At 64.9% G+C, this 22,345-nt stretch carries 22 protein-coding genes; 18 read left to right on the plus strand and 4 right to left on the minus strand.

Annotated elements, in window-relative coordinates; genetic code table 11:
* Positions 1–118: 118 nt before the first annotated feature.
* The 3 genes from OJJ21_RS10995 to OJJ21_RS11005 are packed head-to-tail and all read left to right on the plus strand — an operon-like array spanning position 119 to position 3,257.
* Positions 119–1,039 (plus strand): bile acid:sodium symporter family protein, encoded by a 921-nt coding sequence (locus OJJ21_RS10995; protein WP_297686120.1) that lies wholly within the window; start codon positions 119–121, stop codon positions 1,037–1,039.
* Positions 1,036–1,983 (plus strand): NAD-dependent epimerase/dehydratase family protein, encoded by a 948-nt coding sequence (locus OJJ21_RS11000; protein WP_297686122.1) that lies wholly within the window; start codon positions 1,036–1,038, stop codon positions 1,981–1,983. The genes OJJ21_RS10995 and OJJ21_RS11000 overlap by 4 nt, the downstream gene beginning before the upstream one ends.
* Complete coding sequence (locus OJJ21_RS11005; RefSeq protein ID WP_297686124.1) at positions 1,980–3,257, plus strand: NAD(P)-binding domain-containing protein; 1,278 nt, start codon at positions 1,980–1,982, stop codon at positions 3,255–3,257. Before OJJ21_RS11000 ends, OJJ21_RS11005 begins: the two co-directional genes overlap by 4 nt.
* A 4-nt stretch (positions 3,258–3,261) precedes the next feature.
* Here the strand turns inward: OJJ21_RS11005 and nth are convergent, their stop codons facing one another.
* Positions 3,262–3,909 (minus strand): endonuclease III, encoded by a 648-nt coding sequence (nth, locus tag OJJ21_RS11010; protein ID WP_297686126.1) that lies wholly within the window; start codon positions 3,907–3,909, stop codon positions 3,262–3,264.
* 55 nt (positions 3,910–3,964) lie between these two features.
* Here nth and OJJ21_RS11015 point away from each other — a divergent pair, with 55 nt between their 5' ends.
* From OJJ21_RS11015 to OJJ21_RS11035, 5 genes are all read left to right on the plus strand, one after another.
* The gene (locus tag OJJ21_RS11015) at positions 3,965–4,633 is read left to right on the plus strand and encodes a hypothetical protein (protein WP_297686128.1); all 669 of its coding nucleotides are present in this window, start codon (positions 3,965–3,967) and stop codon (positions 4,631–4,633) included.
* A gap of 124 nt (positions 4,634–4,757) precedes the next feature.
* Positions 4,758–6,926: a methyl-accepting chemotaxis protein gene (locus tag OJJ21_RS11020; protein WP_297686130.1), complete on the plus strand. Its 2,169-nt coding sequence runs from the start codon at positions 4,758–4,760 to the stop codon at positions 6,924–6,926.
* Positions 6,927–7,117: 191 nt separating this feature from the next.
* Positions 7,118–7,975: a hypothetical protein gene (locus tag OJJ21_RS11025; RefSeq protein WP_297686131.1), complete on the plus strand. Its 858-nt coding sequence runs from the start codon at positions 7,118–7,120 to the stop codon at positions 7,973–7,975.
* A gap of 12 nt (positions 7,976–7,987) precedes the next feature.
* Positions 7,988–8,410 carry an STAS/SEC14 domain-containing protein gene (locus OJJ21_RS11030; RefSeq protein WP_297686134.1) on the plus strand — a complete coding sequence of 141 codons (423 nt, stop codon included), beginning with the start codon at positions 7,988–7,990 and terminating at the stop codon, positions 8,408–8,410.
* 108 nt (positions 8,411–8,518) lie between these two features.
* On the plus strand, positions 8,519–9,370 hold the full coding sequence (locus OJJ21_RS11035) for a hypothetical protein (protein ID WP_297686136.1): 852 nt from the start codon (positions 8,519–8,521) through the stop codon (positions 9,368–9,370).
* Between the two features lie 16 nt (positions 9,371–9,386).
* On the opposite strand, the gene OJJ21_RS11040 is transcribed toward OJJ21_RS11035, so the two are convergent.
* The gene (locus OJJ21_RS11040) at positions 9,387–10,040 is read right to left on the minus strand and encodes a glutathione S-transferase family protein (RefSeq protein WP_297686138.1); all 654 of its coding nucleotides are present in this window, start codon (positions 10,038–10,040) and stop codon (positions 9,387–9,389) included.
* Positions 10,041–10,228: 188 nt separating this feature from the next.
* Here OJJ21_RS11040 and phaZ point away from each other — a divergent pair, with 188 nt between their 5' ends.
* The 6 genes from phaZ (at position 10,229) to OJJ21_RS11070 (ending at position 16,139) form a co-directional block, all read left to right on the plus strand.
* On the plus strand, positions 10,229–11,455 hold the full coding sequence (gene phaZ, locus OJJ21_RS11045) for a polyhydroxyalkanoate depolymerase (RefSeq protein ID WP_297686139.1): 1,227 nt from the start codon (positions 10,229–10,231) through the stop codon (positions 11,453–11,455).
* Positions 11,456–11,764: 309 nt separating this feature from the next.
* On the plus strand, positions 11,765–12,775 hold the full coding sequence (locus OJJ21_RS11050; protein ID WP_297686141.1) for an HNH endonuclease: 1,011 nt from the start codon (positions 11,765–11,767) through the stop codon (positions 12,773–12,775).
* A gap of 138 nt (positions 12,776–12,913) precedes the next feature.
* Positions 12,914–13,465, plus strand: a complete 552-nt coding sequence (locus OJJ21_RS11055) for a hypothetical protein (protein WP_297686143.1) — start codon at positions 12,914–12,916, stop codon at positions 13,463–13,465.
* 127 nt (positions 13,466–13,592) lie between these two features.
* Entirely contained in the window at positions 13,593–14,765 is a 1,173-nt protein-coding gene (locus OJJ21_RS11060; protein ID WP_297686144.1) for a thiolase domain-containing protein, read from the plus strand.
* 2 nt (positions 14,766–14,767) lie between these two features.
* Entirely contained in the window at positions 14,768–15,148 is a 381-nt protein-coding gene (locus tag OJJ21_RS11065; RefSeq protein ID WP_297686146.1) for a Zn-ribbon domain-containing OB-fold protein, read from the plus strand.
* A gap of 16 nt (positions 15,149–15,164) precedes the next feature.
* A complete protein-coding gene (locus OJJ21_RS11070; protein ID WP_297686148.1) occupies positions 15,165–16,139 on the plus strand; it encodes an NADPH:quinone reductase in 975 nt (324 codons plus the stop codon).
* A 12-nt stretch (positions 16,140–16,151) separates the two neighbouring features.
* On the opposite strand, the gene dapA is transcribed toward OJJ21_RS11070, so the two are convergent.
* Together dapA and OJJ21_RS11080 are read right to left on the minus strand one after the other, a co-directional pair.
* Positions 16,152–17,078 carry a 4-hydroxy-tetrahydrodipicolinate synthase gene (dapA, locus tag OJJ21_RS11075; protein ID WP_297686151.1) on the minus strand — a complete coding sequence of 309 codons (927 nt, stop codon included), beginning with the start codon at positions 17,076–17,078 and terminating at the stop codon, positions 16,152–16,154.
* A 5-nt stretch (positions 17,079–17,083) separates the two neighbouring features.
* Positions 17,084–17,527 carry a hypothetical protein gene (locus OJJ21_RS11080; RefSeq protein ID WP_297686153.1) on the minus strand — a complete coding sequence of 148 codons (444 nt, stop codon included), beginning with the start codon at positions 17,525–17,527 and terminating at the stop codon, positions 17,084–17,086.
* Between the two features lie 362 nt (positions 17,528–17,889).
* Between OJJ21_RS11080 and kdpF the strand changes: the two genes are divergently transcribed.
* Genes kdpF through kdpC form a run of 4 tightly spaced genes read left to right on the plus strand, consistent with a single transcriptional unit; the run spans position 17,890 to position 22,331 of the window.
* Complete coding sequence (gene kdpF, locus OJJ21_RS11085) at positions 17,890–17,979, plus strand: K(+)-transporting ATPase subunit F (RefSeq protein WP_297686155.1); 90 nt, start codon at positions 17,890–17,892, stop codon at positions 17,977–17,979.
* A 9-nt stretch (positions 17,980–17,988) separates the two neighbouring features.
* Entirely contained in the window at positions 17,989–19,686 is a 1,698-nt protein-coding gene (kdpA, locus tag OJJ21_RS11090; protein ID WP_297686157.1) for a potassium-transporting ATPase subunit KdpA, read from the plus strand.
* Between the two features lie 12 nt (positions 19,687–19,698).
* The gene (gene kdpB / locus OJJ21_RS11095; protein WP_297686159.1) at positions 19,699–21,735 is read left to right on the plus strand and encodes a potassium-transporting ATPase subunit KdpB; all 2,037 of its coding nucleotides are present in this window, start codon (positions 19,699–19,701) and stop codon (positions 21,733–21,735) included.
* Positions 21,736–21,752: 17 nt separating this feature from the next.
* Positions 21,753–22,331 carry a potassium-transporting ATPase subunit KdpC gene (kdpC, locus tag OJJ21_RS11100; RefSeq protein ID WP_297686161.1) on the plus strand — a complete coding sequence of 193 codons (579 nt, stop codon included), beginning with the start codon at positions 21,753–21,755 and terminating at the stop codon, positions 22,329–22,331.
* The last annotated feature ends 14 nt before the right edge of the window (positions 22,332–22,345 follow it).

A 22,345-nucleotide genomic window follows, 5' to 3' on the forward strand; every position in this document is an offset into this window, starting at 1 on the left:
GTGCCCGGACAGTCCCTGTCGTCCGCAGCCATCGCTCTGCCCATGCTTCTGCCGCACAATGCCGCAGCAAACCGGCCGAAACAACAGCGCCGGACAGGGGGAGACCCCGGGAGGAACCATGGCCGACGCATCGATCGATGCCGTCCTGATCCAGATCGATTCCACCGGCCAGCTCGCGCTCGGCGTCGTGCTGGCCCTGATCATGTTCGGTGTGGCGCTGGATCTGCGCCTTGGCGATTTCATCGAGGTGTTTCGCCGCCCGCTGGCGCCGCTGTCCGGCCTTGCCGCGCAGCTGCTGGTGCTGCCGGCGGTGACCTGGGCGATCACCATGCTGCTCCAGCCGCAGCCCAGCGTGGCGCTCGGCATGATCGTGGTGGCGGCCTGCCCGGGCGGCAACCTGTCGAACCTAATGACGCATATGGCCAAGGGCAACACGGCACTGTCGGTGTCGATGACCGGCATGTCGAGCATCCTCGCCATCGTCACCACGCCGCTCAACATCCTGTTCTGGGCCTCGCTCAATCCGGCGACCGCCGTGCTGCTGCGCCAGGTCAGCATCGAGCCGGTCAGCTTCCTCGGTTCCACCGTGCTGCTGCTGGGCCTGCCGATGGCGGCCGGCATGCTGACCGTGCGTTACTGGCCGGTACTGGCGACCCGGCTGCGGCGGCCGTTCCAGATTCTCTCTTTCCTGTTCCTGATCGTCTTCATTGTCGGCGCCACGGTGGCGAATGGCCGCTCCTTCACGGCTTTTCTCAGCCAGGTACTGCCGCTGGTGGTGCTGCACAACACCATCGCCGTGCTGATCGGCTGGCTCGCGGCCAGGCTCTGGCGGCTGAACGATTTCGATACGCGGGCCATGACCATCGAGGTCAGCATGCATAACTCGGGTCTTGGCCTGGCACTGATTCTCAACCATTTCGACGCGCTGGGCGGCGCCGCGCTGATCGCGGCGGGCTGGGGCATCTGGCATATCGTCTCGGGCTGGGGCCTCGCCGCCTGGTGGCAGTATCGCGACCGCAGACGCGTCGCCGCATCATGAGCAATACCGGCGTCTTCATCACCGGCGCGGCCGGCTTCATCGGCCGCAGCCTGGTCGCCGCGCTGGCCGGCGATCCGCAATGGCAGCCGCTGGTCGCCTTCGACCTGCGCCCGGTGCCCGCGGCCGAGCGTCTGCCTGGCGTCGTCTACATCGCCGGCGATATCCGCGACCCCGCCATCGCGGCGCATGTTCTGCAGCACCGGCCGCGCAGCGTGGTGCATCTGGCCTCGGTGGTGGCGGCCGGCGGCGATCCGCAGCGCGATTACGAGATCGACGTGAAAGGCACGGAGACTGTGCTGCGCGCCTGCCGCGACAGCGGCGTGGCGCATCTGGTGGTCACCTCCAGCGGCGCGGCCTATGGCTATCATGCCGACAATCCGGTGCCGTTGCGCGAAAGCGATGCGCTGCGCGGCAACGAGGATTTCTCCTATGCCCGCAACAAGCGCCTGGTCGAGGAGCTGCTGGCGCAGTGGCGGCACGACTGCCCGGCGCTGGCGCAGACCGTGTTCCGGCCCTGCACCGTGCTTGGCCCCGGCACGTCGAACCAGATCACCGCGATGTTCCGGCGACCGCTGGTGCTTGGTCTCACCGGTACGGCGACGCCGTTTTCGCTGATCGCCGACAGCGACGTGGTCGCCGCGCTGGCGCAGGCGGTGCGCAGCGGCCAGGGCGGGCAATACAATCTCGCCGGCGACGGCACGCTCAGCCTGCGCCAGATCGCGCTGCGCCTGGGCAAACCCTATCTGGCGATTCCGCCCTTTCTGCTGAAGGCGGCACTCTGGCTGCTGCATGCGCTGGGCGTGACACAGCTCGGGCCGCAGCATGTGAAATTCATCCAGTACCGGCCGGTGCTGGACAACACGCAGCTCAAATCCGCTTTCGGCTATGTGCCGGAGCTGGATGCATCCGCCGTTTTCGAGCGCTACGCAGGGAGCATGTCATGACCTGGCTGGTGATCGGTGCGGGCCCGGCGGGCCTTGCGGCGCTGAAGAGTTTCAAGGCGGCCGGCCTGCCGGTCGAGGCGGTCGAGCGCCATGCCGATCTCGGCGGCCAGTGGCTGTTCGGCGCCGGGAGCAGCGCGGTTTATGCCTCCACGCATCTGATCTCGTCGAAAAAGACCACGGCCTTTGCCGATTTCCCGATGCCCGAGGACTGGCCGGCTTATCCCGGCCATGCCCAGGTGCTGCAATACCTGCGCGATTTCGCCGCGCATTTCGGCCTCACGCCGTTGATCCGCTTCAATACCGCCGTGCAGGCGCTGGTGCAGGCCGGCACCGGCTGGCGCGCGACGTTTTCGGATGGCAGCACGAAGGATTACGACGGCGTGGTGATCGCCAACGGCCATCTCACCGATCCGCTGCGACCGGAAATTCCCGGGCAGTTCTCCGGCACCCTGCTGCATGCCAAGGATTACAAGTCGGCGGATATCTTCGACGGCAAGCGCGTGCTGGTCGCCGGCATGGGCAATACCGGCTGCGACATCGTGGTCGATGCCATCCATCGCGCCAGATCGGTGCTGTGGAGCGTGCGCGGCGGCAATCATTTCGTGCCGAAATTCCTTGCCGGCAAACCGGCCGATGAAGCCAACCACAAGCCGAAGCGCTTCATCCTGCCGCCGCGCCTGCGCGCCATGCTGCATGAACCGATCCTGCGCCTGCTGGTCGGCCCGCCGGAACGCTTTGGCCTGCCGCGCCCCCGGCATCGCCTCTATGACCGCACGCCGATCGTCAATTCCCTGGTGCTGCAGCATCTGGGGCAGGGCGACGTGGCCCTGCGCAAGCCGATCCGCGAATTCCGTGGCGATACCGTGGTGTTTGCCGACGGGCGGCAGGATGCGGTGGATATCGTGCTGCTCGCCACCGGCTATCGCATCACCTTCCCCTTCCTGTCCGATCTCGCGCCGCTGAACTGGCAGGGCGGGAAGGATGCGCCGCGCCTGCATCTCAATATCTTCCCGCCGCAGGACAACAACCTGTTCGTCGCCGGCCTGCTGGAAGGCGCCGGAGTCGGCTGGGCCGGGCGGGCGCTGCAGACCGACCTGATCGCCGCCTATGTGACAGCGCGCGCGGCCAGGCCGCAGGCGGCAGCGGCTTTCCGCGACGGGATCGTGCAGGCCTGTGCCACACCGGCGGAAACCGGCCGCGGCGAGCATGGCATCTTCGTCGATTTCCTCACCTACAAGCGCGATCTGCAGCGCGAGATCGCGGCGCTGTCCTGAAGGACTAGTCTTCGTCCGGCGCTTTGGTCTTCGGCTTGAAGGAACAGTCTTCTGCCACGATGCAGCGCCAGCAATCCGGCTTGCGCGCCTTGCAGATATAGCGGCCGTGCAGGATCAGCCAGTGATGCGCATGCTGGCGGTATTTCGCCGGAATCACCTTCTCCAGCTTCAGCTCGACCTCCAGCGGCGTCTTGCCTTTCGCCATGCCGGTGCGGTTGCCCAGCCGGAAGATATGCGTATCCACCGCGATGGTCGGTTCGCCCCAAAGCACATTCAGCACCACATTGGCGGTCTTGCGCCCCACGCCGGGCAGGGCCTGCAGTGCGTCGCGGTCGCGCGGCACCTCGCCGTCGTGCTTGTCGACCAGGATCTGCGACAGTGCGATCACGTTCTTTGCCTTGGCATTGAACAGGCCGATGGTCTTGATGTGCTGTTTCAGGCCGTCCTCGCCCAGTTTCAACATCTGCACCGGCGTGGTGACTTTCTTGAACAGGTCTTTCGTCGCCTTGTTGACGCCCACATCGGTGGCCTGGGCCGACAGCACCACGGCCACCAGCAGGGTATAGGCATTGATGTATTGCAGCTCGGTCTGCGGCTCGGGATTGGCGGCCGACAGGGTGGCGAAGAAATGCTCGATCTGGGCGGGTTTCATGGATCGCGGATGGGGGCTTGTCTGGCGAAGGCTGGTCAGTGATCTTTAGACCGCGATGAAACACTTAGGCAAGCTTGCCCTGCTGGTGCTCCTGCTTGTCGCGCCGGCCGCGACGGCGCAGGAACAGTGCCGGCTGCCGTCGCGCATCGAGGTGGCGCCCTGCCCCAATGCCGCCCGTGAAGAGGCGCGCGGGCAGAAAGGCGATTTCGATCACTATATCCTGAGCTTCAGCTGGTCGCCCGCCTTCTGCGCCACCCCGGCGGGCCGGCGGGCCACGCTGCAATGTCGCGACAACAGTTTCGGCTGGATCGTGCATGGCCTGTGGCCGCAATATGCGCGAAAGCGCGCCGGCCAGAGCTGGCCGCAGTATTGCGGTGCCATATCCCCGGTGCCCGAGCTGGTGCTGCGCCGGCATTTGTGCAGCTCGCCCGATCCGCGGCTGATGCAATGCGAATGGGCCAGGCATGGCAGCTGCAGCGATTTCGCCACCCCGGCCGAGTATTTCGCCGCCCAGGCCGGTGTCGCAACCAGACTGACCCTGCCCGAGCCGCAGCCGGGCCAGTCGGCGCAGGCCTTTATGGCGGCCGTTGTCGCGGCCAATGATGCATCCCACGGCCATGATCGCCTCGAACGCCGGCATCTGCGCGTCGTCGGCGGGCCGGATGGAATCCGGGAATTGCGCATCTGCCTGGAGCGTGACCTGAGGCGGTATCGTGCCTGCTGATGTCTTCTAATACAAAACCACAGGGCGAATAAAATAGCCCGCTGTACCCCCGTCACTATTGTTAAGCCTGCTCGCTTCCTGTGAAATCGCTCCCGCAACCGTATGTTGCCGGGAGGAAACCATAATGTTGAAGCGCTCGATCGCGGCGCGGCTCATAGCCGCCATGCTCGGAATCACCTTTGCCGCCATCGCGGTCATTGCCGGCTATATGTTCATCAAGCAGGTGAGCACCGCCGAGGGCGACCTGCGCGACGATCTGCTGGCGAACTATGCCGCGGTGCTCGAAGCGATCGATTTCGAAGGCCGGACGGCGTCCAGTGTCAGCAGTGCGCTGAGCGGCCTGCGCGCCCTGCAGGAAGCCGTGGCCAGCGGTGATCGCGCTGCCGGTCTGGCTCTGCTGGCCGAGCCGATGAAGACCGTGCGCGAGCGCGAGGGCATCGGCCTGATCACCATCCAGACTCCCACGGGCGTTGCTTTCCTGCGCGCCCATTCGCCAGCGAACTTCGGCGACAACGTGCTGAGCCGGCGTCAGACGGTGAAGCAGACCATCGACACCGGCAAGGCCCATACCGGCATCGAGCCGGGTCGCGAAACACTCAGCCTGTTTTCGTCGCATCCGCTGCGCCTGGACGGAAAGCTGATCGGCGTGATCGACACCGGCATCGCGCTGGGCGAGGAATTCCTCCAGCGCATGAAGCGCCGGCTCAATGTTGAACTCACCATTCATCTGCTGGCGGATGACAAGCTCAGCGTTTATTCCAGCACCTTTGCCGAAAAGACCACGATCAGCGAGATTGAATATCGCGCCGCGCTGAATGGCGAAACCGTGCTGCGTCATACCCGTCTGAAGGGCCGCGACAGCGCCACGCTGGCCATGCCACTGAAGAATTTCTCCGGCAAGCCGATTGCCGTGGTCGAGATCGTTGCCGACCGCGAGAAGCAGGCCGCCACGCAGCGCCAGGAATTGCTGATCCTGTCGCTGCTGGCCCTGGTGACGCTGATCGCCACCGGTGCGGTCGCGGTGATCCTGGCGCGCAGCCTGGTTCGTCCGATTGCGGCGATGACCGGCGCGATGCAGACGCTGGCTGGTGGTGATCTGGATAGCGAGATTCCGGCGCAGGATCGCGTCGATGAACTCGGCGCGATGGCAAAGGCCGTGCAGGTCTTCCGCGAACAGGCGGTGGATAACCGCCGCATGTCGGCCGAACGCGCCAGCCAGCGCCAGGCCTTCGAAGAGCAGCGCCAGGCCCAGGAGGCCGAGCTGGATCGTTCGATCGGCGCCATCGTTGCGGCTGCCGCGGCAGGCGACATGGGCGCACGGATCGCCGTCGATAATATGGAAGGCGTGATGCGCCGGCTGGGCGATGGCGTGAACACGCTGGTTGCCACCACCGACGGGGCGCTGCGCGAACTCGGCCAGGTGCTCGCGCGCCTTGCCGACGGCGATCTCAGCGGCCGTGTGCAGGGCAACTATGCCGGGGTCTTTGCCGAGTTGCAGCAGGCAACCAACCGCATGGCTGAACGGATCAGCGAAGTGGTGCGCGGCCTGTCGGAAAATGCCGAGGCGGTGAATGCCGCGGCGGCGGAAATTTCCACTGGCAGCCAGGACCTGGCCAGCCGCACGGAATCGCAGGCGGCTTCGATCGAGGAAACCGCCGCCTCGATGCATGAGATCACCACCACGGTGAAGCAGAATGCCGACAACGCCCAGGCCGCCAATCAGCTGGCCACCGCGGCCCGCAGCACGGCGGAGAAGGGCGGCAGCGTGGTGGCCGATGCCGTCACCGCCGTGACCCAGATCGAAGAGAGTGCGCGAAAGATCTCCGATATCGTCGGGCTCATCGACGAGATCGCCTTCCAGACCAACCTGCTCGCACTCAATGCCTCGGTCGAGGCCGCGAGAGCGGGCGAGGCCGGCAAGGGCTTTGCCGTGGTGGCGCAGGAAGTGCGTGCGCTGGCGCAGCGCTCGGCCAATGCCAGCAAGGATATCAAGGGCCTGATCCAGGCCTCGAATACGCAGGTGAAGACCGGCGCCAGTCTGGTCAACCAGACCGGCGGGTCGCTGGCGGAAATCGTCGGTGCCATCAAGAAGGTGGCCGATATCGTCGCCGAGATCGCGGCGGCCAGCCGCGAACAGGCCACCGGCCTGGAGCAGGTCAATACGGCCGTCGGCCAGATGGACGAGATGACCCAGCGCAACGGCGCGCTGGTCGAGGAAACCTCGGCGTCAGCCCAAGCCCTGGCCGGGCAGGCGCGACAATTGGCCCAGTTGGTCGGCTTCTTCCGGCTCTAGGCTGCCCGCCCGCCTTGCAGCGATGGCGGAAAACCGCCATCGCTGCAGCTTTCTGCTGGCCCATGCTGTGTAGTTACCGGATAGTAACAGGCTGCCTGACGGTACATTCTGATAGAATCTAACGTGGAACAGCACAACCAATATCGGTAGTATTGTTTTCCGGGGAAGCCGAATCATCCAGGAGTAGCGTTGTGCGTCAGTCCGCGGAAAATGCCAGAGTACGGCGCGAAACCCTGCGCCTGCTGGCCCAGGTCGAAAAGCAGGGCCTCGCCATCGCCGAGGCCTATCGCAGCGGCCATGGCGTTTCCGCCCAGTTCATCGATTTCAAGCGCTTCATCGAGAAAGTCGATCATTTCTACGTCTTCATCGACCTGGTCGAGGAACGCCTGCCCGGTTTCGATGACGACAAGCGCGAGGCACTGACCCGCCACCTCGCCGATATCCGCTGGCGCATCATCGTCGTGGAAGTCGACACCACGCAGATTTTCCTGGTCCGCATCGGCGAGACGCACAAGCCCTGGCCGCTCGGCAGCCGCGAGTTCCTGCAGCGCCGGCTTGGCCGCCTTGGCGAGATCGCGGCCTATTACGACAGTTTCGGCGAGCAGCAGCAGCTGACGCCGCTCAGCGATGTCATGCTGCGCGCGGTTGAGGAACTGCTGAAGCAGCAGATCGACCGCGCACCGGCGCTGGCTGATTTCTCGGATAACGCGGCCAGCTATATGGCGGCCAGCAAACGTACCGAAGATATGACCCTGCGTCTCGACAGCGGCGGCCGGCGTCGCCGGCGGGAAACCAGGCCGCCGCAGCGCCGCGAACCGCCGCCGCCATTCCGGGTGCGCGAGATGGAAGGGCGGTTTTATGCCGAACGCGACGGCATCGTGGCGGTCAGCGAAGTCTGCCGCAACGCCAATTTTTCGCTCGACCAGCTGGCCAGCCGCATGGGCGTCAGCCGGCCGTCGCTGGTGCTGATGCTGAACGGCAGCGATCCGATGACCCGGCCGATGATGGAGCAGCTGCAGTCTTTCCTCGACAAGAACGGCCCAGCCTGACGGCAGCATACCGTGTCGCTTTCCTCCAGCCCCCCGCCGGCGACCAGCCAGCACCTGGCCTACGAAATCGACGAGGCGACGAATATCGTCACCATCGTGTATATCGGCTCGCTGACCGACGACGAAGTGGCGACCTTCTATGCCCGTCTGGTCGCGCGGCATCCCCGGGCGCCGGCGTATAACTACCTGCTGGACATGCGCTACACCGACTGGGCCGCGTCGCCGGCCCTGGTTGCCCGCGTCGATGCGATCTTCGACAGCACCGAACTGCAGACTCACTGCCGCCGCATCGCCATCGTGCGCAAGGATGCCGCTCTCGCCCAAAAGCACCAGGAAAGCATGCTGAGCCGGGGCATGAACGACCGGATCTTTCGCTACTTTTCCAGCCTGGACCAGGCGCGTGGCTGGCTGCTTGCCGGCGCCGGGCCTGCCTAGACCCGTCAGAGGCTATCGTTTGGATACCCTAAACGGAAAATAATATCGGCTGCGCCCGTTGTTCTTTAGTCTGGACTTACGGCGCTCCGCCGCAATGAAAGGTCTGCCATGCAGACGACCAGCAGCAAGGTTTCCGGCCGCGAGGCCGCGCTCGCGATGATCGCACAGGTCGAACGGCAGGCCGGCGGCATTGCCAGGCATTATGCCGGCGGCACCGGCATTTCCGACCGCTTCACCGATTTCCAGAGCTTTATCGGCCAGCTGGGTGAATTCCAGCTGTTCATCGATCTGGTCGAAAGCCGCCTCGGCGCCTTCGAGCCGGAGAAACAGGCGGCGCAGACCAAGAACCTGACCGAAATCCGCTGGGGCATGCTGCAGATGGAGGTCGAGGCGAGCAGCATTTTCCTCGATCGCATGGCAACAAGCGGCAAACCCTGGCCGATGGGCAGTCAGCCGTTTCTGCGCCGGCGCCTGAAACGGCTCGACGATATCGCGGCTTTCCATGCCGATCATGTCGCGCAGTATCAGCTGGCCGCGCCGAATGCGACGATGATACAGCAGATTCGCGACCATATCGGCGCGCAGATCGACAGCAGCCTGAATCTGAACGATTTCAGTATCGCCGCGCCGCCGTCGGCTTTCGAGCCGGCACCGCTGTCGGCCGAGCCCCGGGCGCGCAAGCCGGCGCCCCGGCCGGCCAAACCGGTTGTGGCGGTGCCCAAGGCACCGCTGCGCCTGATGGTGCGGGAAGCGGATGGCTACAAGTATATCGACGGCGAGGGCCTGGCGGTGATCACCGAAGCCTGCAAGGTGGCCAATACCAGCATCGACGAATTCGCCAAGGCGCTGGAACTCAGCCGGCCGGGCCTGGTGCTGATCCTGAACGGCCGCGATCCGGTCAGCACCGAACTGCTCAAAACGCTGCGGCGCTTTGTCACCCGCACCGGTGGACTTATCTAGGCGGCCTGACCTGACGTCAGAACTCGACGTCGAGCTCGTCGAGCTCGTCCGGCTCGGCTTTGGCGGCCTCGGCCCAGTCCTGGATGATCGGCCAGGCCATGATGGTGCGGCAGTAGGCGGCGCATTCCGGATCGAGCTTCACGTCATAGGTGAGGAAGCGCGAGCAGACCGGCGCATACATCGCATCGGCCACCGTCGGTTTGGCGCCGAACAGCCAGGGCCCGCCATAGGCGGTGAAGCAGTCGCGCCAGATCGAGACGACACGGTCGATATCGGCCTGGGCACCGGCCCAGACTTTGAAACCGGGATAATGCGCTTTCAGGTTCATCGGCAGCGCCGAACGCAGATTGGAGAAGCCCGAATGCATCTCGCCCGAGATCGAGCGGCAATGCGACCGCTGCGCCGTGTCGGTGGGCAGCAGATGGGCCGCGGGGAAGAGTTCCCCGAGGTAAGCCGCGATCGCCAGGGTGTCCCAGACCGACACCGCGCCATGGGTGAGGCGCGGCACCAGGAAGCTGGGCGACAGCAGGAGCAGCTCGGCCCGGGTGGAGGGATCGTCGCTGGAGAGCAGGACTTCCTCGAAATCCAGCCCGGCCATGCGGCAGAGCAGCCAGCCGCGGAGCGACCAGGACGAGTAATTCTTGCTGCTGATGGTCAGTGTGGCCTTCATCCGCCGGCGTCCCCCCACAGGTCCTCAGACTTTCGTCTGCTACATATATCTCGCATTGCAGCAAAAACTGCATTAGCTTTTTTAGCCAAGAGGCGGTGGGTCGTCATTTTCGTTCTCCGGGGGGAGGGCGGGGACCCCGGCCGTAACCAGCTGACCCGCACCCGCCGAACAGAAACGCCACCCGCCTCATGATGTATCTGGCCTACCAGACCCAAGCCAACCTGATGGCGCCGTTGCGCCGGATGGCCGAGCAAACCCTGCCCGGCCTGCAGCAGGCGGCCGGCAGCAACCCCTTCCTGCGCGGATTTGCCGCGGCCACCGAGATGCTGGCCCGCGCCGGCCTCAGCCATGGCCGCCCGCCCTACAGCATCAATCATGTGCGGATCGGCAACCGCGAGGTGCCGGTGGTGGAAGAACCGGCGCTGGTGACGCCGTTCGGCACGCTGCTGCGTTTCAGGAAGGACTTCGACGCCTCGCAGGCGCATCTGGGCGAACAGCCGCGCGTGCTGGTGATCGCGCCGCTGTCGGGCCATTTCGCCACCCTGCTGCGCGACACGGTGGCCACCATGCTGCCGGATCACGATGTCTATATCACCGACTGGCACAATGCCCGCGACGTGCCGCTGAGCGCCGGCCGCTTCGGCTTCGAGGATTATGTCGACCACCTGATCAAGTTCCTCGAGGCGATCGGCCCCGGCGCCCATATGGTGGCGGTGTGCCAGCCCTGCGTGCAGGCGCTGGTGGCGGCCGCCGTGATGGCCGAGGAGAAGAACAAGGCGGCGCCGCGCTCGATGACGCTGATGGCCGGGCCGATCGACACCCGCGTCAATCCGACCAAGGTGAACGATCTGGCCAAGGAAAACCCGATCGAGTGGTTCAAGGACAAGCTGATCGCCACCGTGCCGCCCGGCCTGCCCGGCGTGGGCCGCAAGGTCTATCCCGGCTTCATCCAGCTCACCGCTTTCATGAGCATGAACATGGACCGCCATGTGAAGGCGCATGTCGAGCTGTTCCAGAATCTGTGGAAGGGCGACCTCGACCAGGCGGCCAAGACCAAGGATTTCTACGACGAGTATTTCGCCGTGCTCGATCTCGATGCCGATTTCTATCTCGAGACCGTGGAATGGGTGTTCCAGCAGCACCGGCTGGCCACCGGCGAGCTGATGCATCGCGGCAAGCCGGTCAATCCGAAGGCGATCAAGAAGACCGCGCTCCTCACCGTGGAAGGCGAGCGCGACGATATCTGCGCCATCGGCCAGACCGTGGCGGCGCATGACCTGTGCACCGCCATCAAGCCGTATATGAAGCGGCACCACCTGCAGGCCGGCGTCGGCCATTACGGCGTGTTCAGCGGCAAGCGCTGGCACAGCCAGGTCTATCCGATCGTGAAAAACATGATCCTGGCGATGGAATAGGCGCCTCTTTCAGGCGCATTTCACGGCAAGCGATTGATTTCAAACGACCAGCGCAGGCCTGGCGGCTGCCGGTTGGCGGCCGGTTGAAGCCGGTTCGATGCCAATTGGATCCCGTTCGATGCCAGTTCGATCCCGTTCGATGCCAATTGGATCCCGTTGGATCCCATGCGATCCGGTTCGATCCGGCAAGCGGGCGTAACGACAGATTCACGATGGGCAAGAACAAGGTGATGGAGTGACACCACGCTAGCGATGTATGGCATCGCGTGCGATATTCAACACATTCACTATTCTTTCGGGATGCAAAATTTGGCAGCGAAGAATGTCAGTGGCTTCTCGGAAGGGGCTGTTTTATGGAACTCAGCCAATATCAGCGGATTCCGCGATCCGGATGCGGCATTACGACTAGAAATATTTCAGTATCTCCGAGAACTCGGCGGAGAGGATGGCCTTGTTACTGCAGCCCAATTAAGTGCTGGCTATATTCGTAACGATGGCGAGCACGTTGCATTGATTACGCGACCTCGCGGAATATTCAAACCGCGGCAAATGTCATCTCTTCTCTCGATAAAAACTGTCGTTCCACGGTCGGGGCGAGGTGTTTGGTACGATGACCAGCGTGAGGCACATAACCAAATTTATAACGGGCGAGAGGCGGTCAGTTATTCATTCATGGGACAGAATCCTGACGCCGGCGACAATCTTCTATTAAAGCAGGCCTGCGATGCAAAAATCCCAGTGGTTTATTTTCTGGGGATTTCGCCCGGAGTATATGAAGTTCTACTGCCGACATTCGTGGACCACTGGAGTGCAGATGATTTAAAAGTGCGTCTAGTGTTTGGGAATACCACACAGGATAAATTGCAGGACGAGATTGATACTTCTCCACCAAAGAATGATTTGCAGCGACGTTATGCATTAACTGCAGTGAAGCGTCGGCTTCATCAAGACGCTTTTAGGCAGGCTGTCATACATGCATACGGTGGCCGTTGCGCGTTCTCCGGGCTACCGGTTCCAATATTACTTGATGCGGCTCATATCGTTGCAGATAAGCATGAATTGTTGGGTCAGCCGGTTGTGACGAACGGCATTCCGTTATCCAAGACCCACCATGCTGCGTTTGATGCGCACCTTATCGGCATAGACCCAGATTATAAAATCCATGTCTCTCAGCGACTGCTCTTACAAAAAGACGGCCCAATGCTGGAAGCGCTAAAAGACCTGAAAGGGAGTAGCTTGCGCCGGCCAACGCGAGAAAAGGATTATCCTGACAAAGACAGATTAGCTGTCCGATTTGGCGAATATCGCTCCCGCCTCTGATTTATTGTTGCGAGGTCTTCGCAGCTACGGAATGCCGTGCGACAACAATCCCCCCGTATCCAAATCTCAACCTCCCGCCCGGCGCCCGGCTGCGGCATAGCTGCGGTCCCGATTAGTCAACCCCCGTTCGGACGGCCGATGATCCTCGAGGCCAATCCGGTGCTGCAGACCGCGCTTGAGTTCTGGCGCGACCTGCCCAAGCCGGTCAACATTCCCGATATCCGCCTGCTGGATGTGGCCGCCATCCCGCGCGCCCTGCTGCCGCATCTGATCATCGCCGAAACCACCAATGCCAATTTCGATCTCAGCCGCCTGCGCCTCGTCGGCGCCGAGATCGCGCGCTGGTTCCGCGAAATGCCCGAAGGCATGGATGCCCGGGCCTATGGCGCGCTGACCGATCCGGCCTATATCCGCCATATGCGCGACCTGATGGCCGAGCTGATCCAGCGCCGCAAGCCGATCTACTGCCGCAGCGTCTATACCCTGCCGGGCCTGACCGAGGGCGATGCCGAGAATATCGTCACCGCCGAACGCCTGGTGCTGCCGCTGGCCGACGGCGCCACCGCGGTGGAATGCGTCATCGTCGTCGAGACCCTGCATGCCAGCGACAGCCGCGCCGGCCCGATCCGCATGCTGCCGCCCGAGCCGGGCATCAGGGTGCAGCACGATCCCTTCGAACCGGTGGCCTGACGCCAGGTCATCCGGGGCGTCATCTGCCACGGTCACGGCCACGGTCACGGCCTGTGCGACTTTCGCGATCCGGCCAAATGCTTACACTGGCCTCCGGGATGTGAAACGCCGGGAGTGCAGCGCGCCGATGTCGATCCGCAATCAGGCCTATATCGCTGGCGCCTATGAACATCCCACGCGCAAGGCCACCGGCATCTCGCTGGCCCAGCTGCATGCCGAGGTGGCGAAGGGCGCGCTGGAGGATGCGGGTTTAGCCAAGGACGATGTCGACGGCTATTTCTGCGCCGGCGATGCGCCCGGCCTCGGCCCGCTCAACATGGCCGACTATATGGGGCTGAAACTGCGCCATGTCGATTCCACCGATACCGGCGGGTCGTCCTACCTGATCCATGTCGCCCATGCGGCGCAGGCGATCGCGGCGGGCAAATGCAATGTCGCGCTGATCACGCTGGCCGGCCGGCCGCGCAGCGAGGGCATGGCCACCGGCACGGCGCCGCGGGTATGGAATGCCGCCGCCCCCGATGTGCCTTTCGAGTATTTCTACGGCCCCACCGTGGTGAACATGTATGCCATGTGCGCCATGCGCCACATGCACGAATTCGGCACCACGGCCGAGCAGCTCGCCTGGATCAAGGTGGCGGCCTCGCAGCATGCGCAATGGAACGACCACGCCATGCTGCGCGAGGTGGTGACGGTGGAAGACGTGGTCAACTCGCCGCTGATCGCCGATCCGCTGCACCGGCTGGATTGCTGCGTGATCAGCGATGGTGGCGGCGCGCTGATCGTCGTGCGGCCGGAAATCGCCAGAAGCCTGCAACGGCCGAAAGTGCGGCTGCGCGGCGCTGGCGAGGCGCCCAAGCACCAGATGGGCGGCAAAATCGATCTCACCTATTCCGGCGCGCGCTGGTCCGGCCCGGCCGCCTTCGCGGAGGCCGGCGTCACCCCGGCCGATATCAAATACGCCTCGATCTACGACAGTTTCACCATCCCCGTCCTGATGCAGCTCGAAGACCTCGGCTTCTGCGAAAAGGGCCGGGGCGGGGCTTTTGTGGCCGACGGCAACCTGATCTCGGGCGTCGGCAGGCTGCCGTTCAACACCGATGGCGGCGGGCTGTGCAACAACCATCCGGCCAATCGCGGCGGCATGACCAAGGTGATCGAGGCGGTGCGGCAGCTGCGCGGCGAGGCGCATCCCAGGGTGCAGGTGCGCAACTGCGACCTGGCGCTGGCCCAGGGCACCGGCGGTTCGCTCGGCACCCGCCATGGCAGCGCCACCCTCATTCTGGAACGGGAGTCCTGATCATGGCCGAGGCGCTGGCGCTGCCGTCCAATCCCGAGACCGAGCCCTTCTGGCAGGCCTGCCGCGAGGGCCGCTTCCTGGTCAGGCGCTGCGATTCCTGCGGCCAGGCGCACTGGTATCCGCGCACGCTCTGCCCCTTCTGCTTCAGCGACAGAACCGTGTGGCAGGACGGCAGCGGGCGCGGCACGATCTACAGTTTCAGCATCATGCGCCGCGTGCCCGAGCCCTATGCCATCGCCTATGTGACGCTGGACGAGGGCCCAAGCATGATGACCACTATCGTCGACTGCGATTTCGACACCATCCGCATCGGCATGCCGGTGACCGTGGCATTCAAAACGCTGGACGACGGCCGTGCCCTGCCGGTGTTCCGGCCGGCCTGACCCGAGAGGACATCCGATGCAAGCCGCCTGGTATACGAAAAACGGCGAGGCGAAAGACGTGCTGGTGCTGGGCGAACAGCCGACACCGACGCCCGGCGCCGGCGAGGTGCTGGTGCGGCTGCACACATCGGGCGTCAATCCCTCCGATGTGAAAAGCCGGCGCGGCCGGCCGCTCGCCTGGCCGCTGGTGGTGCCGCACAGCGACGGTGCCGGCGTGATCGAGGCGGTGGGCGATGGCGTGCCGGCGACGCGTGTCGGTGAGCGCGTCTGGACCTGGAACGGCCAGTGGCAGCGTCCGCTGGGCACGGCGGCGGAGTATATCGCGCTGCCGGCGGCACAGGCGGTCGCTCTGCCCGCTGCGGTGGATTTCGCGACGGCGGCCTGTTTCGGCATTCCGGCGCTCACCGCCATCCATGCCGTGCGGCTGGCGGTGCAGGCCGGCGCGCAGTCCGTGCTGGTGACCGGCGCCGCCTCGGCGGTCGGGCATTACGTCACCCAGATCGCCGCCGGCAAAGGCCTGCGCGTGATCGGCACGGCATCTGCCGCGCGTGCCGTCACCGCGCGCGATGCCGGCGCCAGCGATGTGATCGACTACAAGAACGAGGATGTCGCGGCGCGGGTGCTGGCACTCACCGGCGGCCAGGGCGTCGAGGCGATCATCGACATGGACCTGTCGTCGACCGCGCCGCTGCTGGCGAAAGGCGTGCTGGCGCCGCATGGCACGCTGGTCTGCTACGGCTCCAATGCGATGGGCGATGTGCCGGTGCCGTTCCGCGACCTGCTGTTCCGCGGATTGACCCTGCGCTTCTTCGTGGTCTACGAGCTGACAGCGGAAGACCGCCGCGCGGCGATTGCCGATCTGGCGGCGATCCTGCAAACGGACAGGCTGGTCACGCGCATCGCGGCGCGCTATCCGCTGGCGCAAATCGTGCGGGCGCATGAAGCCGTCGAAGCCGGCGCCACCGGCAACGTGGTGCTCGAGATCGCCTGAGCCGGCCGGGGATCACGCCGCGGGATGGGTTTTCCGGATCGCGCATTCCTCCTGCGCCCAGACCGGTTCCAGCGCCAGGGCAAGCGGCGCATCGGCGGCGCGGCTGAGCGGCGTCAGCGGCAGGCGCAGCGTGTCGGCGCACAGGCCGAGCCGCGACAGCGCCCGTTTCACCGGGATCGGATTGCTTTCCAGCGCCAGCGCCTGGATCAGCGGCTGCAGGCGGACCTGCAACCGCATCGCGGCGGTCATGTCGTCGGCATCGAACCGCGCATGAAGCCGGGCGCAGAGGGCCGGCGCGACATTGGCAACCACCGATATGCAGCCATGGCCGCCGGCGACGCGGTAATGCAGCGCCGTGGCATCGTCGCCGGACAGCTGCGCGAAATCGGTGCCGGCCAGCTGTCGCAGGCGCGCCGGGCGTCCCAGATCGGCGGTGGCATCCTTGATGCCGATGACGCGGGCGAGTTCCGACAGGCGGCCGACGGTTTCGTCGGAAAAGGCGCAGGCGGTACGGCCCGGCACATCGTAGAGCAGGATCGGCAGCCGCACCGCGTCGTGGATCGCCCTGATATGCCGGAACAGGCCTTCCTGGGTCGGGCGAACGTAGGAGGGCGCGCTGCAGAGCAGCATGTCGGCGCCGCTGCGTTCCGACTGGCGGGCGAGGAAAACCGCGCGTTCCGTGCCGGGCGATCCGACCCCGGCGATGACGGGCACGCGGCAGCGCGCCGCTCTCACGGCGGCCTCGACCAGCTGCGCATGTTCCTCATCGGCCAGCATGGAGGCTTCCCCCGTGCTGCCGCCGGCCACGATGGCGGCGGTGCCGCGCTCGATCTGGCGCACGACCAGCCGGGCGTAGCATTCCAGGTCGATCAGATTGCCCCGATAGGGCGTGACGAGCGCGGTGATCGAGCCGTGCAGATCGAGTGTTTGGCGGGGCATGGCATTCACCCATGGGCCAGCAAGACGATCCGCGTGCCGACGCAATGCGTGCTGTCGACATGCAGGCCGAGACGTTTCATATAGCGGATCAGGCGCTGCATCCCCTTGCGGGCGACAAGCACGGTCGCGTCGATAGCGACGCGACCGCTCTTGCCGACACGCCGCAGCGCCATCTTCACGGCGTTGTCGCAGTCCTTCGGTTCGGAGATACCGGTGATCCAGGCCAGATCGGCATGCTCGGCATGGGGCGCGACGACATCGACGCGCAGCTCGGCGGCATGGCGGCAGCCGCGATTCAGCAGGGCGAGAAAGACCGGCAGGGTGCCGTGGCCGATGACGACCACATCATCGGTCCGGCCGGTCGGCGTGATGGCAACAAGATCGTTGGCGGTGAGAGTAGTATAGGAAGCGGCAACCTGCTGGTGCAGCCGCTTGGGCATGCTGGACACGGATCGTCTCCTTGGCCGTTGTCGATGCCGGCAGACTTGGCGATATGCGGCGAAAGCCGCCATGTGGCTTTTCCGCCGCCGCCATAAGAAATGCGTAAATACCGCCGGGCTGCCGGTCAGCAGGGCTGTCCTGTTTTGCAGACAGAACAGGGCGTTACGGGACAGCGCGGCGCCATCTTTATGCTTTCCTTATGCCGGGCATTGATCTCCCGCATGGCGGCTTAATGCGGAGCGGGCCTAGATGGAGGCCTCAATCGGAGACTTTCCATGACCGATCTCGTCTTCCTCGCCCTCGGCGGAGCTTTCTTCGCCGGCTTCATCGCCTACACGCTGCTCTGCGAGCGGCTCTAGGAGGCTTCACCATGACCTTCGATTTCATCCTGGGCGGCGGCATCGCGCTCCTGCTCGCCATCTACCTGATCTACGCCCTGCTGCGCGCAGAGAAATTCTAAAGGCCAGCCATGACCCAGAATGACACTCTGCAACTCGGCCTGTATCTCGCCATCATCCTGGCGGCGACCCCGGTCCTCGGCCTGTACCTGACCCGCCTGTTCAACGGCGAGATCGGCTGGCTGCGGCTGATCGAACGGCCGGTCTATGCGGCTGCCGGTGTTGCGCCGGAGCGCGAACAGCACTGGTCGGCCTATGCCATTGCCATGCTGGTTTTCAACCTGGCCGGCTTCCTTCTGCTCTTTGCCATTCTGCGCCTGCAGGATGTGCTGCCGCTGAATCCGCAGGATCTGCCGGCACTGTCGTCGGATCTCGCCTTCAACACGGCGGTCAGCTTCGTCACCAATACCAACTGGCAGGCCTATGGCGGCGAAAGCACCATGAGCTATTTCAGCCAGATGGTCGGCCTGACGGTGCAGAATTTCCTCTCGGCCGCCACCGGCATTGCCATCGCGCTGGTGGTGATCCGCGCGTTTGCCCGCAAGTCGGCCAGGACGGTCGGCAATTTCTGGACCGACATGACGCGCGCCACCCTTGGCCTCCTGCTGCCCGGCGCCGCGATCATCGCCGTGATCCTGATCTGGCAGGGCATGCCGCAGAATTTCGATGCCTATACCACGGCGACGACGCTGGAAGGCGCGCAGCAGGTGATCGCGCAGGGGCCGGTGGCAAGCCAAGTGGCGATCAAGATGCTGGGTACCAATGGCGGCGGCTTCTTCAACGCCAATGCGGCGCATCCCTTCGAGAATCCGACCGCGCTGAGCAATTTCCTGCAGATGCTGGCGATCTTCGTGATCGGCGCGGCGCTGACCAATGTGTTCGGTCGCATGGTGAAAGATCAGCGGCAGGGCTGGGCGATCCTCGCCACCATGATGGTGCTGTTCGTCGCCGGCGTGCTGATCGCCGGCCATGTCGAGGCCGGTGCCAATCCGCTGCTGGCCCAGCTGGGCGCCGATCCGGCGCTGGGCAATATGGAAGGCAAGGAGGTTCGTTTCGGCACTTTCACCTCCGCGCTGTTCGCCGTCATCACCACGGCCGCCTCCTGCGGCGCGGTGAATGCCATGCATTCCAGCTTCCTGCCGCTCGGCGGCATGATCCCGCTGCTCAACATCATGCTGGGCGAGGTGATTGTCGGCGGCGTCGGCGCCGGCTTCTATGGCATTGCGCTGTTCATCGTGGCGACGCTGTTCATCGCCGGTCTGATGGTGGGCCGCAGCCCCGAATATCTCGGCAAGAAGATCGAGGCACGCGAAGCCAAGCTGGCCGTGCTCGCCATCCTGATCTCGCCGATGGCCATCCTGGTCGGCACGGCGATTGCGCTGGTGACGGAGCCCGGCCTGGCCGGCCTGCTCTCGGCCGGGCCGCATGGCCTGAGCGAAGTGCTCTATGGCTTCACGTCTGCTGCCGGCAATAACGGCAGCGCCTTTGCCGGCCTGACCGCCAATTCGGTCTTCTACAACACGGCGCTGGGCATCACCATGCTGCTCGGCCGCTTCGCCATGATCGTGCCGGTGCTCGCCATGGCCGGCGGCCTGGCGGCCAAGAAGGCGACGCCAGCCTCGGCCGGCAGTTTCCCGACGCATGGCCCGATGTTCGTGCTGCTGCTCGCCGGCACCATCCTGATCGTCGGCGGCCTCACCTTCTTCCCGGCGCTGGCGCTGGGGCCGATCGTCGAGCATCTGCTGCTCGCCGCCGGCCAGACGTTTTAAGGAGCATTCGTCATGAGCAAACGTTCCCTTGCGGCGCAGCCGATCTTCGACCCCTCGCTGGTCGGCGAGGCTGTCCGCCAGTCCGTCGTCAAACTCGATCCGCGCGCCCTGTGGCGCAACCCGGTGATGTTCGTCACTGCCGCTGTTGCGGCGGTCTCCACCGTCATTTTCATCCGCGACATCTTCGCCGGCAATGCAGGAAGCGCCCTGCTGGGGCAGATCTCCGCCTGGCTGTGGTTCACCGTGCTGTTCGCCAATTTCGCCGAGGCGCTGGCGGAAGGGCGCGGCAAGGCCCAGGCCGAGAGCCTGCGACGCGGCAAGACCGAAACCGTCGCCAAGAAGATCGGCTCCGACGGCCGTATCGAGCAGGTGCCGGCGACCAGCCTGCGCGTCGGCGACGTGGTTCTGATCGAGACCGGCGACCCGATCCCGGGCGACGGCGACGTGATCGAGGGCATCGCCTCGGTGGACGAATCAGCCATCACCGGCGAGTCCGCGCCGGTGATCCGTGAATCCGGCGGCGACCGCTCGGGCGTCACCGGCGGCACCCGCGTGCTGTCGGACTGGATCAAGGTGCGGATCAGCGTCAATCCGGGCGAAAGCTTCCTCGACCGCATGATCGGCCTGGTCGAGGGCGCCAAGCGGCAGAAGACGCCGAACGAGATCGCACTCACCGTGCTGCTGGTCGGCATGACGCTGATCTTCCTGGTCACCACCGGCAGCCTGGAGGCGCTGGCGATCTATTCCGGCATGCCGGTGCCGGTGGTCTACCTGATCGCCCTGCTGGTGACGCTGATCCCGACCACCATCGGCGGGCTGCTCTCGGCCATCGGCATCGCCGGCATGGACCGCCTGATCCGCCATAACGTGATCGCCAAGTCGGGCCGCGCCGTTGAGGCCGCCGGCGACGTGGATACCCTGCTGCTCGACAAGACCGGCACCATCACCCATGGCAACCGCATGGCTTCGGCTTTCGTCGCCATGCCGGGCGTGTCCGAGCATGATCTGGCCGAAGCCGCCCTGCTGGCCTCGGTGGCCGACGAAACGCCGGAAGGCAAATCAATCGTCGCGCTGGCGGTGGAGAAATACGGACTGGGACAGCAGGCGGATCGCGCGACGAAAGGCAAGTTCATCGCTTTCAGCGCCCAGACCCGCATGAGCGGCCTGGATCTGGAGGGCCGCGAGATCCGCAAGGGCGCCCTGGATGCCGTGCTGCGCTATGCCGCAACACAGGCCTCCGCCGATCTGACAGTTGCGGTGGAACGCATCGCCAAGTCGGGTGGCACGCCGCTGGTGGTGACGACCGACCGCCGCATCCTCGGCGTCATCCATCTCAAGGACATCGTCAAGACCGGCATCCGCGAACGCTTCGCCGAACTGCGCCGCATGGGCATCCGTACCGTGATGGTGACCGGCGACAATCCGCTGACCGCCGCCGCCATCGCGGCCGAGGCCGGTGTCGACGACTTCATCGCCGAGGCCACGCCAGAGAAGAAACTGGAGCTGATCCGCAAGGAACAGGCCGAGGGCAAGCTGGTCGCCATGTGCGGCGACGGCACCAACGATGCCCCGGCGCTGGCCCAGGCCGATGTCGGCCTGGCGATGAATATCGGCACGGCGGCGGCGCGCGAGGCCGGCAACATGGTCGATCTCGACAGCAATCCGACCAAGCTGATCGAGGTGGTGATGATCGGCAAGCAGCTGCTGATGAGCCGCGGCTCGCTCACCACTTTCAGCCTGGCCAACGACGTGGCGAAATACTTCGCCATCATCCCGGCGCTGTTCGCGGCCACCTATCCGCAGCTTGGCACGCTGAACGTGATGCAGCTCAACTCGCCGCAGAGCGCCATCCTGTCGGCGGTGATCTTCAACGCGCTGATCATCATCGCCCTGATCCCGCTGGCGCTGAAGGGCGTGCGCTACCGGCCGTTGCCGGCCGCCACGCTGCTGCGGCGCAACCTGGTCATCTACGGCGGCGGCGGTGTCATTCTGCCGTTCATCGGCATCAAGGTCATCGACATGGCCGTGGCCGCCCTCGGTCTCGCCTGATCGGCAGGAGAAACATCATGCTCAGTCACATTCGTCCCGCCCTGGTTCTCCTGGCCCTGCTTACGGCCATTACCGGCCTGCTGTATCCGCTGGCCATGACCGGCATCGGCCAGAGCCTGTTTCCGCGCCAGGCCCATGGCAGCCTGATCGAACGGGACGGCAAGGTTGTCGGCTCGGCGCTGATCGCACAGGGCTTCTCCGCGCCACAGTATTTCCAGTCGCGTCCCTCGGGTGCCGGCAAGGACGGCTTCGATGCCACCTCGTCCAGCGGCTCGAATCTGGCCCCCACCGCCAAGGCACTGGTCGAACGCGTCGCCGGCGATGTCGAGACCTATAAAGGCCGCGACGGCTCGGCATCCGTACCGATGGATGCGGTCACCACCTCGGGCAGCGGGCTGGATCCGCATATCTCGCCGGCCAATGCGGCCCGGCAGACCGCCCGTGTGGCAGAGGCGCGCGGCATGAGCATCGCCGAGGTCAAGGCGCTGGTCGACAGCCATACCGAGGCGCCAGGACTGGCTTTCCTCGGCCAACCGGGCGTGAACGTGCTGACGCTGAACCTGGCCTTGGATAAGATCAGGCCGGTGACGAAATAATGCGACCCACGAGC

This window comes from Ferrovibrio sp. (assembly GCF_025869515.1).
Lineage (GTDB): Bacteria > Pseudomonadota > Alphaproteobacteria > Ferrovibrionales > Ferrovibrionaceae > Ferrovibrio.